This is a genomic window from Pseudoalteromonas rubra, from assembly GCF_000238295.3.
Classification (GTDB): Bacteria; Pseudomonadota; Gammaproteobacteria; order Enterobacterales; family Alteromonadaceae; genus Pseudoalteromonas; species Pseudoalteromonas rubra.
This window is the reverse complement of sequence record NZ_AHCD03000034.1, coordinates 214,457-227,152: the sequence shown is the minus strand read 5'-3', so window position 1 is coordinate 227,152 and position 12,696 is coordinate 214,457. Positions and strand designations below refer to the sequence as shown.

13 protein-coding genes are annotated in these 12,696 nt (G+C 47.5%); 9 read left to right on the top strand and 4 right to left on the bottom strand.

Going from position 1 to position 12,696, the window contains the following annotated elements:
* Positions 1 to 21: 21 nt before the first annotated feature.
* From PRUB_RS10270 to PRUB_RS10260, 3 genes are all read left to right on the top strand, one after another.
* Positions 22 to 267 (top strand): c-type cytochrome biogenesis protein CcmI/CycH, encoded by a 246-nt coding sequence (locus tag PRUB_RS10270; protein WP_242065233.1) that lies wholly within the window; start codon positions 22 to 24, stop codon positions 265 to 267.
* A complete protein-coding gene (locus tag PRUB_RS10265) occupies positions 268 to 999 on the top strand; it encodes an MlaA family lipoprotein (RefSeq protein WP_010385729.1) in 732 nt (243 codons plus the stop codon).
* A 359-nt stretch (positions 1,000 to 1,358) separates the two neighbouring features.
* Positions 1,359 to 2,975 (top strand): hypothetical protein, encoded by a 1,617-nt coding sequence (locus PRUB_RS10260; RefSeq protein WP_010385730.1) that lies wholly within the window; start codon positions 1,359 to 1,361, stop codon positions 2,973 to 2,975.
* Between the two features lie 42 nt (positions 2,976 to 3,017).
* On the opposite strand, the gene PRUB_RS10255 is transcribed toward PRUB_RS10260, so the two are convergent.
* Entirely contained in the window at positions 3,018 to 5,069 is a 2,052-nt protein-coding gene (locus PRUB_RS10255; RefSeq protein WP_010385731.1) for a TonB-dependent copper receptor, read from the bottom strand.
* Between the two features lie 183 nt (positions 5,070 to 5,252).
* Complete coding sequence (locus PRUB_RS10250; RefSeq protein WP_010385733.1) at positions 5,253 to 6,476, bottom strand: EAL and HDOD domain-containing protein; 1,224 nt, start codon at positions 6,474 to 6,476, stop codon at positions 5,253 to 5,255.
* Between the two features lie 270 nt (positions 6,477 to 6,746).
* On the opposite strand from PRUB_RS10250, the gene putP reads away from it, so the two are divergent.
* The 4 genes from putP to PRUB_RS10230 all read left to right on the top strand — a co-directional run bounded on the left by putP (position 6,747) and on the right by PRUB_RS10230 (position 9,690).
* Positions 6,747 to 8,225, top strand: a complete 1,479-nt coding sequence (putP, locus tag PRUB_RS10245; RefSeq protein WP_010385734.1) for a sodium/proline symporter PutP — start codon at positions 6,747 to 6,749, stop codon at positions 8,223 to 8,225.
* A 381-nt stretch (positions 8,226 to 8,606) separates the two neighbouring features.
* A complete protein-coding gene (locus tag PRUB_RS10240) occupies positions 8,607 to 8,786 on the top strand; it encodes a hypothetical protein (protein WP_040644787.1) in 180 nt (59 codons plus the stop codon).
* Between the two features lie 21 nt (positions 8,787 to 8,807).
* Positions 8,808 to 9,362, top strand: coding sequence for a hypothetical protein (locus PRUB_RS10235; protein WP_010385735.1), 555 nt, complete (start codon positions 8,808 to 8,810; stop codon positions 9,360 to 9,362).
* Between the two features lies 1 nt (position 9,363).
* Positions 9,364 to 9,690 (top strand): hypothetical protein, encoded by a 327-nt coding sequence (locus tag PRUB_RS10230; RefSeq protein ID WP_010385736.1) that lies wholly within the window; start codon positions 9,364 to 9,366, stop codon positions 9,688 to 9,690.
* A 182-nt stretch (positions 9,691 to 9,872) separates the two neighbouring features.
* Here the strand turns inward: PRUB_RS10230 and PRUB_RS10225 are convergent, their stop codons facing one another.
* Positions 9,873 to 10,748, bottom strand: coding sequence for a LysR family transcriptional regulator (locus PRUB_RS10225; RefSeq protein WP_010385737.1), 876 nt, complete (start codon positions 10,746 to 10,748; stop codon positions 9,873 to 9,875).
* A gap of 128 nt (positions 10,749 to 10,876) precedes the next feature.
* Here PRUB_RS10225 and PRUB_RS10220 point away from each other — a divergent pair, with 128 nt between their 5' ends.
* A complete protein-coding gene (locus tag PRUB_RS10220; protein WP_010385738.1) occupies positions 10,877 to 11,575 on the top strand; it encodes an FMN-dependent NADH-azoreductase in 699 nt (232 codons plus the stop codon).
* 81 nt (positions 11,576 to 11,656) lie between these two features.
* Here PRUB_RS10220 and PRUB_RS10215 read toward each other — a convergent pair whose 3' ends face one another.
* Positions 11,657 to 12,103, bottom strand: coding sequence for a helix-turn-helix domain-containing protein (locus PRUB_RS10215; RefSeq protein ID WP_010385740.1), 447 nt, complete (start codon positions 12,101 to 12,103; stop codon positions 11,657 to 11,659).
* A gap of 218 nt (positions 12,104 to 12,321) precedes the next feature.
* On the opposite strand from PRUB_RS10215, the gene PRUB_RS10210 reads away from it, so the two are divergent.
* Complete coding sequence (locus PRUB_RS10210; protein ID WP_010385741.1) at positions 12,322 to 12,621, top strand: helix-turn-helix domain-containing protein; 300 nt, start codon at positions 12,322 to 12,324, stop codon at positions 12,619 to 12,621.
* Positions 12,622 to 12,696 lie beyond the last annotated feature (75 nt).

Sequence of the window (12,696 nt, the reverse complement as noted above, 5' to 3'; positions counted from 1 at the left end):
CACAGCGCTACAGTGGCTGCGGTGGCCAAACTTACAGATTTTAACTTGCCATTGAGTGTCAATTTGGACGATAGTATGGCGATGATGCCTAACCTCAAGCTGTCAGGGTTTAAAGAAGTGGTTGTTACGGCGCGTATTTCAGTGGATGGCAACGTGGCTCTGCAGAGCGGTGAGCTTGAAGGTGCGACTCAGACCATTACGATGACCCCGGAAGCACAGCAGGTTGCGGTTACTATCAGTCGTGTTATAACCAGCACAGGAAGCTAAATGTATAAAAAACTCGTTGGCGCCGCTTTGGCGCTAATTTTATCCGGGTGTGCGCAAGTCCCCGAAGAAAAACAAGATCCGCGCGATCCACTACAGTCGCTCAACCGACCGTTGTATGACTTTAATATGGATGTACTGGATGCCTATATCCTGCGCCCGGCTGCGAAAGGCTACATCGCCATTACGCCTGCGCCGGTCCGCAGTAGTCTGGTAAACTTTACCACTAACCTGTCAGCGCCTACGGACGCGGTTAACGCGGCCTTACAGGCAAAGCCTGGTGATGCAGGTGTCAACGTGGCGCGTTTTCTGGTTAACTCAACGGTGGGTATTTTCGGCCTGTTTGATGTCGCCAAATCGCTGGGTTTGGAACACAAAGACGAAGATTTTGGTCAAACCCTGGGTGTCTGGGGTGTAGGTGACGGCGCGTATTTGATGCTCCCGGGTTACGGTCCTTCAACGGTACGTAATCTATCCGGTGATATCGTCGACAATGTCGTTATTCCCAAAATTGCACTCACAACACCAGAAACCATTCTGGTATTTGCATTGCGTGCAGTGGAGGCCAGGGCTAGCCTGATGTCACAGGAAAAGCTGCTTAACGAGTCACTGGACCCTTATATTTTCTTCAAGGATGTCTATTTGCAGCGTCAGCTTTACGAACTCCACGATGGCAATCCGCCAATCGAAGAGGAGCCAGAGGAGTTTGATGAGGACTTCCTCGAAAACCTCTAAGCAGTTATTAAGCCGGTCCAGCATTCACTGACCGGCTTTTTTGTGACCGTCGCCAACCCCTCATGGGCTTTGAGTACCTGAAGTTCGCCCTTTCCTGAGAGAGATAAAAACTGAACCCACCTGAGTGGCCATAGACACTTTGTTGACATTCACAGCGCTACAGTGGCTGTAATACCAATTTCACTTAATACCTGGTCTATTTGAAGGAGCAAATAGGACGCTAACGGCGTTAAAAATTTCTTATTTAGAACAACTAAATAGCAAAATTTTTGCCTTGTTATCGACCCTATTTTCTCGCCTCAAAATAGATCACTTAATTAAGCAAATTGGTATAATTTCACTCAACAAGGAACTATGACATGAAATACTTAAAATCACTTCTGGCCGTGTGTATTGCATTAAACCTGAGCGCTTGTGGCGACGATGATAAAATTAAGCCCCCGGGTGGAGGTGGCGAGCAGCCTACGCCTGGTCGGGTTGTGCATGATTTGGCGCTCACTGCACCTCAAGCCGGACGTGAGCTGGTTGAAGACTTCCCGGTCTCTGAATACCTTGATTATGCGCCGGGCGCGCAACCGCTCACCAATCTGACCAGTTTGGACATCAATGGTCCGGACCTGCATACGTTTCAGCAAGGCATTGAGGTGGGGACCATTGATATCAGTGCTTCGCCGCGTGTTTATCAGCCGTTGTCGCTGAGATTAACCGCACTGGACAGCATTGTGGCCACAGAGCAGTATGAGGACGAGCTGTGGTATGTCACCGGCACCAATGAGATCTTTCAGCGCAGTCTGACAAGTGACGAAACCACTGCCTGGCGTTTAGAAACGAGCTTAACACTCACCGAATTAGGCCTGGACAGTGATGACAACAGTGATATCTGGGGCTACGACGCGAATGCCCATCAGGTGATCCGATTTAAACCAGAAGGCGAACAGCTATTGCTGTACCCGCTGTCGGACAATATGACTATTCAGGGCGTGTCTTATCTGGGGCAGCAGCTTTGGATACTGGCCTCAGAATCCGGACAGCCTGTGGTCATGCAGTTTGAAGTATCGGAAGAGCAGGTAACACAGCTTAATGGCTGGTATGTTACCGGGTTTGGTCAAGCGGAGCTGACCGACTTGACGATATTTTCTGGTGAGCAGGTTGTGATCACCACCAATACTCAACAGAACAACCTGGTACTGCTGGCCGACAGGGACAAGTTGCTGGGAGATGGGCCTATTGAAGATTCCGGTGAACTGGTGGTGCAGAATCGTTACACGTTACCAGACGAGATTAAGCAACCATCCGGACTTTGGTACACGCAGCAAGGGGGTTGGGAAATCGTCACCGATCAGGCTGAAGTCTACTCTTTGAATGCGGATTTGCAGATCCAGACCCGCACTGAACTGGCGTTTGCCTCAATACACTGTGGACAGGGTTGTACCGAAGCGGTAACAAGCAAAGACGGGGAGCTCTTTGTGTTAGCTGACTCTAAGCTGATTGGGCATTTTACAATGTCAGAGCAGGGGTATCAGCTGGTGCAAGAGTACCCAGTAGCCTTGCACGAAGAGGGAGAGCTGCCTTTTGAGTTCTTAGGTTTAGCGTACGACACACTCACTGACCGTTACTTCATGGTATCCAATAGCGATGACGCGTCACAGCAGGACTGGTTATTTACCCTGGATAGTCAGTTTAACCTCATATCTCGCCAGCCGCTCAGTTACACCGGGGAGACAGAAGGGAGTCTCAATGAATATACTGCAATGGGTCTGTATTTCGCTGAAGATACGTTGTGGATGGTATCTGAGCAATTCACAAAAGTGCTCAAGTTGACGCTGAGTGGTGAGATTGTGGCCGTCTACGATCTGCTGCCAGAGGATATGACTATGCCCAGTGATCTGGTTGTCAAAGATGGCAAAATATATTTGATTGGTGATCACGAAAATGGTGAGTCGGTGCCGCCCCTTATCGAGTTGGCGATTGAATAAGCAGTGGTACAGGGGCTGACATCGTCAGCCCCATTAGTTCAATCAGAAGCGCCAGTTGATGTTGGCCCACAGTGTACGGCCGGCCTCATTCACTTTGTCGATTTGCGCATAGCCACTGACCATAGCGCCTGCGCGACTCAAATGTTCGGTATAGGTTTTATCCAGCACATTATCTACCCCGAGACTCAATAACAGCTCATCTGAATGGCTATAGGATAAGTTCAGTGCCAGTGTGCCAAAGCCATGGCTGGGTCCGACATCCTGACCGGCAATGTTACCCTGGCCGATAGCAACGCGGTCCTGGCTTTTTACGAGACGCCATAAACCGCCCACTTGCCATTTATCCAGCGTGTAATCCATCGCAAAACGTGCCTGTAGGGGAGGTTGCTGTGCCAGTGCCGTATGATCGGTTTTATTGCTGCCACGCACATAGTTGATGCTGGTTGTGAAATTCAGTTGTTTACTGAGCGCAACCCGGGTTTCCATTTCCAGCCCCATTGTTTGCGCGTCAATATTCCGGGTTACTGCCAGCGTTTTGTCCATCACTTCGTACTGATTATCGGTGAGCAGATAATCATCTATGCGGTTGTAAAACAGAGACACTGAGGTGGTCATGCCAGATTTTTGCAGCATCCAGCCGATATCCAGCTGGTTCGTTTTCTCTGTCTCCAGTAAAAAGGCACTCATGCTCTCTACGCCCCGGCGTCCGCCACCCATCAACTCCCAGTAATCGGGAAAACGTTCATTGTGCCCGGCACCGATGTAATAGCTCATGTCTTCATGCTGGACCTGATAGCGTGTAAATCCGCTCCACAAGGTGTCATCACGCGTCTGATCTGCCGTCGGGTTAGGCATTGGCATCATCATGGAGCCAAGTTGCTGGCGCTTATCAGTTGCTGACCAGTCATCAATACGTAGCCCGCTGACCCATTGGCTGCGCTTTGGGCCCTCAGTCTTGATTGCGTATTCAAACTCACCAAATAGCCCGGTTTGTTTAAACTCGGCATTGTCACGGCGAGGCAGTGTTTCCACCGGCATCATCGGCTGGTTCATGCTAACACGGATGCGGTGGCGGTTTTGCTGATGGTCCACTCCGTAACGCAATGTGTGCTCTGTATTGATGGCAGAAGTGAGCATCAGTTTGCTACCCCAGGTGCGACGGTCTGGGTTCGATGAGGTCGGGTTTTTCATCATCATAGTGGGCGTAAATGTGCGCAGGCTATGATTATCCATGATGTGATCTATGTTGTTGTAATACACATTGGCTTCCAGCGCGCGGATAAAGCCAGCCAGTTCATCCAGCTCAACGCTGAGTGCAACGTGATTACGGTCAAACTTGCTGCCATCCATCATGCGGTCAGCATAGGCGACCTCGCCATCACTGCGACCCAGGCTCAGGCTATAGAGGCTGTCATCATCGGGCGTGTAGGCAAACTCGGAGTCGAGGTTCCATTTGTCATATGCCGAGTGAATGGAGTTACCTTCACCGTCCTCATAGTCATCGGCGTCGCTTTTACTGGCAGCAAGGCGTGCATAGTAATCCTCTGTGCCCCCCTTAACGTCTGCATTTATCATACGCTTACCAAAACTGCCCAGGGTTGCATTGGCAAACCCTTGCCAGCCCGTTTCACTCAGGCGCTCTGATTCACGTTCAAAAATGACTGTTGCGGCGCTGTTACCAGGGCCATAAAGGACGGTTTGAGGTCCCTTAATCACCGTTAAGGTATCGTAGGTTTGGGGAGTGATGTAAGCCGTAGGTGGGTCCATGCGCCCGCCACAGCCGCCGAGCGTCTGGCCACCATCGGTAATAATGTTCAGACGTGAACCGGCCATCCCGCGAAAAACAGGGTCGCTGCTTGCGCCGCCTTTTTTAACCAAAGAAAAGCCGGCAATACTGGATAGCAGATCTGCACCATCCTGTGCAGGCAAAGGTTGCCTTGGGGCTTTAGGGTCGGTTTTGATATCTAAAGGACTGTGCATAGGCGCGATAACGACGATGCGCTCTAAACTGTCAGAGTGTGTGTCGTGCTGTGCATCCTGGCTGTGTGCAGAAAAAGCGGCCGTAACAGCAAGCCAAATAAGGTTTCTGGTCATGATTCTTCCCAAAGTGTTTTCACGTTGTTATTGAGAAGAATTTTACTTGTCAGACAAAAGGTTGGGATGTGACAAATTGTCGCACTTGCGCATGATGTGGGGAAAAATATCGAAAACCTTGACCTAAAACAAAAACAGCCACCAAATGGCAGCTGTTTTTTGGATGATAAAATGCAGTGCACCCTATATGGCCATCACTTCCATCTGTTGATCACACCATTGCAGGGCTTCGTGGTAATAATCAGGCAACAGATCAGGGTCAAGGCCCAGTTGTTGCGCCAGTTCATTGGCCCCCTGCCAGTCGGCTTGCTCATAGAGTTTGATCAGCGCCAGGTAACTGGCCAACAAACCTTCTTGCTTCAATAGCGCATCTTTGATTTCAATGGCCAGTGGCAGCTTGCTCATTACACTGTCCATGCTTTCATCTAAAATTGCGTCCATCAGTGACATCATACCAGCCAGGAAGGCCATGCCGGTGTCTTTTAGTTTACGGTGTTTAACCGCTAATAACTCGGCAAAACGTGCGCGCGTCAGAGACAGGCGGACCAGTTCGAGTGGTTTCTCTGAAGACACCTGAGAGGCGAAGAGTAAAGAAAGAAACTTCTTCAGCTCCTGATTGCCAAGTACCACTAAAGCCTGCTTAATGGTGGAGATCTCGGCACGACGTTTAAACGCGGCTGAATTCGAGTAGCGTAGCAGCTTATAGCTGAGGTTAACGTCGCGCTCGAATACTTGTGTGATCCGCTTTAAGTCGACGTCAACACTGGATGTTTCGTATAGCAGTTCGGCCAGCGCCATCTCTGAAGGGGGCAGGGTTTTACTCTGAACCACTTCGGGCTTAGCGAAAAAGAACCCCTGGAAATAGCTGAATCCAAGATCGAGAGCCTGCTGATACTGTTCATGTGTTTCGACTTTTTCGGCGACCAGTTCAATGTTTTTAAACGGTGCAATGGCTTCTTTGATCTCTTCAATGGTCGCGACATCTGTGGTCAGCATGTCTATCTTGATTTGATCAATGAAGGGATAGAAATGTCGCCACACTTTTTGATGCTGATAATCATCAAGCACTATGGTGTAGCCTTTTTGCTTCAGGTCCTGCACTGCTCCCAGCAGGCGTTTGCCCGGCTGCACGGTTTCAAGAATTTCTACTACCAGTTGTTCGCGCCCCATCATGGTGGGGTAACCTTTCAGCAAGGTGTCCAGTGTGAAGTTGATATAAGCCGGTTTATTGTCGGTTAAATCTTCCAGACCAAAGTTAAACTGACTACCTTCGATCAATCTGGAGGTCGCTTCTGAGCCATCTATTTCAGGAAAGACATTGTCTAAACCATCGCGAAAGAGCAGCTCGTAGCCCACGAGTTCTTTGTTTTTGTTTAGGATTGGCTGCCTGGCGGCATAAAAATACATGAAAGATACACCTGACTGAATACTTCTACTGTTCAACAATATAAGGTAATCTCAGGCATATTTCATTAACTAATTCAGCTTGTTTCAGCTTTTGGTATTAAGGTATGAGGTTGTTTGCGCACAATTCATAGGCACTTCACCTTGTGTAACTTGGGTGGCGATCTTTGCCATGTTATAGTGACCCTTTCTCAATGGCTTTTGTCCCAATCTCAGCTAACAACAAAACAGCATCTGATATTGTGGAGAGGAGCTCGACTATAGGAGGTAATTTTGGAAACTGGCACTATGATCTCTCTTGCCATGTATTTCATCGCCATGCTGGGTATCGGACTGTACGCGTATCGTAAGTCAACCAGCGATGTGTCGGGTTATATGTTAGGTGGAAGAAGCCTTCCACCCAGTGTCGCGGCCCTGTCTGCGGGTGCCTCGGATATGAGTGGCTGGATCCTGATGGGTCTGCCCGGCGCCATGTTTGTAAGCGGTTTCAGCAGTACCTGGATTGCCATAGGGTTGCTGATTGGCGCATTTTTAAATTACTTGCTGGTGGCACCACGTTTACGCGTGTATACCGAGCTGGCAAACGATGCGATAACCATTCCCGACTACTTTGCTAATCGCTTTGAAGATAAAGGCAATGCATTGCGTATTGTATCGGCGTTGGTGATCATTGTTTTCTTCACACTGTATACCTCAGCAGGTGTGGTTTCCGGCGGTAAGCTGTTCGAAAACTCCTTTGGCATGAGCTACGAAGCCGGTTTGTATATCACGACAGGCGTGGTGGTTTTGTATACTCTGTTTGGTGGGTTTCTGGCGGTGAGTCTGACCGACTTTGTTCAGGGATGTATTATGTTCCTGGCGCTAATTTTAGTGCCTGCGGTGACCTATTCATTACTCGATAACCCGCTGAGCGTTACGCTCAATGAAATTAATCCACAGTTACTGACCTGGATTGGCGCTGGTGGCGCTATCGGCATCGTTTCTGCCATGTCCTGGGGTCTGGGTTATTTTGGGCAGCCACATATTATTGTGCGCTTTATGTCAGTGCGCAGCGTTAAAGATATGCCAACGGCACGTCGCATTGGGATGAGCTGGATGCTGGTGGCCACTTTAGGTGCTATCACAACGGGTCTGTTTGGCGCAGCGTACGCCCACGAAAAGGGCATTGTGGTTGAAGACCCTGAAACCATTTTCCTGATCTTATCTGAATTGCTCTTCCACCCGCTGATTGCTGGCTTCTTGCTGGCTGCGATTCTGGCAGCGATTATGAGTACCATTTCGTCTCAGCTGCTGGTGAGCTCCAGTTCATTGACCGAAGACTTCTACAAGATCTTCTTACGTAAAGAGGCGTCAGATAAAGAGCTTGTGCTGGTAGGGCGGATCAGCGTGGCGCTGGTTTCTATGTTTGCAATCTATCTTGCTTACGACAGAGACAGCACCATCTTAAGCCTGGTGAGTAACGCATGGGCCGGGTTTGGTGCTGCATTCGGTCCTCTGGTACTGCTCAGCTTATTCTGGAAGCGTATGAACTTTGCGGGCGCTTTGTCGGGCATGATAGTGGGCGCAGCAACTGTGTTGTTCTGGATCTATGGCCCGGTAACGGTAGATGGCCAGCCGCTTAGTGCGCTTATCTACGAAATTGTACCTGGGTTTATTGCATCCGCCATTGCGATAGTCGCCGTGAGTCTGGCAACGTCAGAACCCCGCGCGGAAATAACCGATAAGTTCGAAGAAATGCAAAAAGCACTTTAAAGTGTTGCATCGACTTCAATAGCCGCAGTTTGTTAGCTGCGGCTTTTTTGTATTTGAGCGATGACACAGACGGGTTTTTCTACCATTCAGCCAGAAAATCTGACAGTTGAGCAGATTTACAGTCTAGCCAGTTTTGACCAGGTATAGTTTTCGCATGTCCGATTTGTCGTATTGTTGTTCCAATTTTTCTAATTTTCCTTATGATAAGTCTTACTGTGGGAGGGTCACTACCCATTTTTGACCAACCTCATAGTGTGTAAGATCATCCGCAATGAAGTGAATTTAATACAATTAATGCTTGTTACTATATGTCAATAAGGTTAACATGTGCGCAACCTTCTTGTGGGTGGTCCTTTTAAACCTAAATGAAGGACGGATATTATGAAATTTTTTATGAAGCGCTTAAATAAGAAAGCAAAAACGGGTCAGTTGGAAGGAACCTCAAACATGAGTGTTGAGTCTATTCAGTTGGTTACTGGTGGTTCTGGATCTGGAAATGGTGCACAACCAAAAATGCAGCGCTTTTCCCCTGAGGCTAAAACGGTTTATTTTGGCGGGTAAATAGTAAGGTTTTTGCCGAGCATGAATGAGTTTTTTATAGTTACTGGATGGATAACAACAGCGTTGGAACTATTCGTTGTATTATTCTTGCTGTATTGTTTCAAGCAGCACCGCTTTGATCTGTTTTTTGGGGGGAAAAAGACCCTGAAAAAACAAAGCGACCATGAGCTGCATTCATGCTTTCTTGCTTCTTTGGCAGTGCTTGTGTTTTACACCTCCAGTTCTAGTTTAGGAACTTATATATTAAGCCTTCCTTTTGAACCGACACAGATGCGACAAGTTTATTACTTTGCTCTTGTGTGTACTGGTGCGGCATTTATCACTGTATTATTCCTTTTGCATGTCATTCGAGGGTGTAACTTTTCTGCTTCAACTCGGTTTATATCCTATATCTCGTTTATGTTGATGTTTTTGAATTTTAGCCAGTTGGTCCTGCGAGGTTATTTAGATAACGATATGTTATATGACGTATATGGGCCATTTGTAGTGATAGGAAATATTTGTATATTCGTTTCACTTGCCAAGTACCCTTTTTATAGAATAATGGAATCTAGACTTGCCAAAGGAGAAATTTGATATGGAACTCATCTTAATCGGTAGTATGTTAATCATCATGGCGCTGATTTTTGTTTTGGCCATGATTGTAAAGGGGTCCAGTCTGAGGCCTTTGGAACAACGCTTTAGAGCGCTGATCACTGTTGCAAAAGACAATGACGAAGAAGTCGAAGACAAGTACAGCGAAGCTTACGAAATTGTGATGGAGTTTGGCGATTTGCTTGCAGCCGAAAAGAACCTGGAACAATATTACGGTGTGAAAGATATTTACGACCGCGTTGAAGAATTCAGAGCGGAAAACAACCAGGCTGTTGAGAAAGACAGAGTCATCCTGAAGGTGGTTAAATAGGTCTGCTAACTGCTAACTGCTAACTGCTAACTGCTAACTGCTAACTGCTAACTGCTAACTGCTAACTGCTAAGCCGCACGCTTTCGTATGGCTGTTTACATGGGTTACCGGTGGTATTGGCCATTCCATCAAACGATTTCAGACAGGTAAAAAGCTCACGTGAGCAAACTTTACTGCAATGGTTAATTCCCATCACTACTCTTCATTCTGACTAAATCCTGGAGCCATTCAATAAACTTCACTGCGTTGTGCGTTCTGAATCGTGTTTTGTTTGGAATGTAGTAACACAGTGACGAAGCAACGCTTCTCTCTCCCACTGGGTCCAACTGGCCGGTTAAACACATGCCCCGGGCCAATATCTCTGAGCAAAACACCAGGGCGTTTTCTATCACAGCCTGCTGAATACCAAATAACTCCTGATCAAACTCTCGGATTACAAAGTCTGCTTTACTCAGTCCGTTGTGTGTCAGCCAGTCATCCAGCGGTGGCGCGCACAGCGCGCGATTTTTCCAGCGTGTTGTATAGAGTACCGGCCGGACTGCAGCGTCCTGTAATGCCTTAAGCGCCTTGTTTCCAAACAAATTGTACCGCTCCTCGCTTAGACGGTCTTCAACCGGGACGTCTTTGATGTTACCCAGCCTTACAGGGATTGAATTGGGCAGGTTGTCTGGCAGCTCTCCGCTTGAAACCTGCATCGAGATGTCCGGGTAACATGCTGAGAACGCACCTTGTGCAGGCAATAGCACCAGCGCCGCAAAAGAAGAAGTGGTACTCACCTGGACGACTTCATTGAGTTGCTGAATGTCTGCCAGCGCACTTTCAATTGTCGCAAAGCCTTCGGACGTCGCATTAGCCAGCAATAAGTCGGTCTCTGTAAGCAGCACCTGTCTGGGTAAGCGTTGAAATAAGCGCACGTTGAGTCGGTCTTCAAGCTTACCGATATGATGAGAAATTGCTGTAGGCGTTAAGGAGAGCTCTTCTGCGGCGTGTTTGAAGCTGCCATGGCGTGCTGCAGCATCGAATGCCCTGAGTGCCTGTAAAGAAACAGATAATGCCATGTCGGTCATCCAATCAAAAACTATATATAGATGATTTTAACTCATCTATAGGTGTAAGAGTATCGTTTGTTCAGCTGAGTGCCTTAACGCACACTATTACGCATCCAGTAATCAAAAAGGTAATTAGCATGAGCACAATTTTACATATAGATTCAAGCGTCAGAGCAATTGACAATGACAACCCATCACATAATTCACTGTCGAAACAGATTGCCCGGCAGTTTATCGAAAGCTGGCAAGAAACATCTTCAATAGATGAGTATATCTATCGTGATGTAGGGGTACATCCTCCACAATTTATCACTCAGGATTGGATCGGGGCCGTATTCACCCCACAAGGGAAAAGGACTGCGGATCAGAAGCAGCTACTGGCCTTATCCGATACGCTGATTGATGAGCTAACCCGTGCCGATATTATTGTTATTTCAACACCTATGTACAATTATGGTATGCCAGCACAACTCAAAGCCTGGTTTGATCAGATTGTTCGGGTTAATAAAACATTTGATTTTGATCTCAAGCGCGGAGACTTTCCGTTAGCGCCTTTGCTGTCGGGTAAAACATTGGTTGCCATAGCCTCATGTGGAGAATTTGGCTTTGAAGAGCCTGAGATAAGAGCCAAGAGTAATCATCTGATGCCCCATTTACGCACGTTAAGCCGTTACCTTGGGGGTGAAACCATGTATGAAATAGTCAGTGAATATCAGGAGTTTGGTGATGACAGGCATCAGGCGTCGCTCACACAGGCGTTTGAAAAAGCGCAAAGCCTGGCATTAGCACTGGCTCAGAGTCAGCAAATGAAACACACTGACGAACAGCTGGTGTAAGAGCGGTTACTTAGATTGACCCGTTTAACCACAAAAGTGGTCGCTTTGGGTTACTTTTGTTTTATTCAATAACGCGCTTTGTTAAGCCCGTCTTTTTTCATTGTGTGCGACCGAACTCTGCTGGAGGATGGGTTTCAGGTCGCGCAAAATAATGTGTCCGTAATCCTGATATCCCGCCTGTGTGCCAGGTGTAAACCACTTCATATGCGAAATAAATTCAAGGGAATTGGCAATGCTGGTGATCAGGCTTTGTTCCATGTCAGAGTGGTAAGCCAGCGGCGGCTCTACAGGGGCTGGGGGTGTATGGGTCACATGTTGCTGCTCTCCGGTCAGCAGCCATAATGCGCTGTCTTTAGTCACCGGATGCAAAAAGAACTTGCTTACTACCGACAGGGTAGGTTCCCTGACATCTTTCTCATACTTTCGATACGAAGCAGTGGGAATATCCAGCATTTCTGAAAAGCCAACCTGAGAATAACCCAAGTTGATACGTAACTGTTTTAATCTTGTAGCAAAAGTATTTGACATATGACCCAATCCGGTTAATTATTTATCCACCTGACCCGTTCAGACTACATGACTCTCAGTCAAATGTCTAACCGGGACGAAAAATTAAACACTTAGCCGGAACAGTCTCCGGACAGGTGTAGGTTCAGACCTGTGTTTAGGTGCGCATTAATTTTATGGCTTTAAACACTTTGCTTTAGGTTTGTAAGACACTGTGATTGATAATAAGCGGATATGTTATGACTACTGTTAAAAGAAATGAATCTGTGCGTAAAGCACACACCATAGCAGCCAGGAAGCAAATTCAAACTGCTATTCGTCGCCTACGCAGAGAAATGAACTTAACTCAGGCTGAGTTAGGCAAAAAGCTTGTCACGCCTGTTGATCAGGCAACCATCTCTAACTGGGAGTGCGGTAAGTCTGACTTATCTGCCTGTCAATTACTCGACATTATGATGATTTTTGGCCAGCCAAACTTTTTGAGTTTGCTGGAGCAGGGAGCGCAAGGCGACCTGGTCGACGAAAAGCAGTCGGCCTAACGCAATCATTCACTGACAGTGTCTCTGTCAGGTAAGCCTCCTAGCTAACATATCGTGTTGTCTGGGCACGCTCGT

Coding starts and splice junctions, on each gene's coding strand:
- PRUB_RS10265 (WP_010385729.1), top strand. CDS start 268: ATGTATAAAAAACTCGTTGGCGCCGCTTTGGCGCTAATTTTATCCGGG.
- PRUB_RS10260 (WP_010385730.1), top strand. CDS start 1,359: ATGAAATACTTAAAATCACTTCTGGCCGTGTGTATTGCATTAAACCTG.
- PRUB_RS10255 (WP_010385731.1), bottom strand. CDS start 5,069: ATGACCAGAAACCTTATTTGGCTTGCTGTTACGGCCGCTTTTTCTGCA.
- PRUB_RS10250 (WP_010385733.1), bottom strand. CDS start 6,476: ATGTATTTTTATGCCGCCAGGCAGCCAATCCTAAACAAAAACAAAGAA.
- PRUB_RS10240 (WP_040644787.1), top strand. CDS start 8,607: ATGAAATTTTTTATGAAGCGCTTAAATAAGAAAGCAAAAACGGGTCAG.
- PRUB_RS10235 (WP_010385735.1), top strand. CDS start 8,808: ATGAATGAGTTTTTTATAGTTACTGGATGGATAACAACAGCGTTGGAA.
- PRUB_RS10230 (WP_010385736.1), top strand. CDS start 9,364: ATGGAACTCATCTTAATCGGTAGTATGTTAATCATCATGGCGCTGATT.
- PRUB_RS10225 (WP_010385737.1), bottom strand. CDS start 10,748: ATGGCATTATCTGTTTCTTTACAGGCACTCAGGGCATTCGATGCTGCA.
- PRUB_RS10220 (WP_010385738.1), top strand. CDS start 10,877: ATGAGCACAATTTTACATATAGATTCAAGCGTCAGAGCAATTGACAAT.
- PRUB_RS10215 (WP_010385740.1), bottom strand. CDS start 12,103: ATGTCAAATACTTTTGCTACAAGATTAAAACAGTTACGTATCAACTTG.
- PRUB_RS10210 (WP_010385741.1), top strand. CDS start 12,322: ATGACTACTGTTAAAAGAAATGAATCTGTGCGTAAAGCACACACCATA.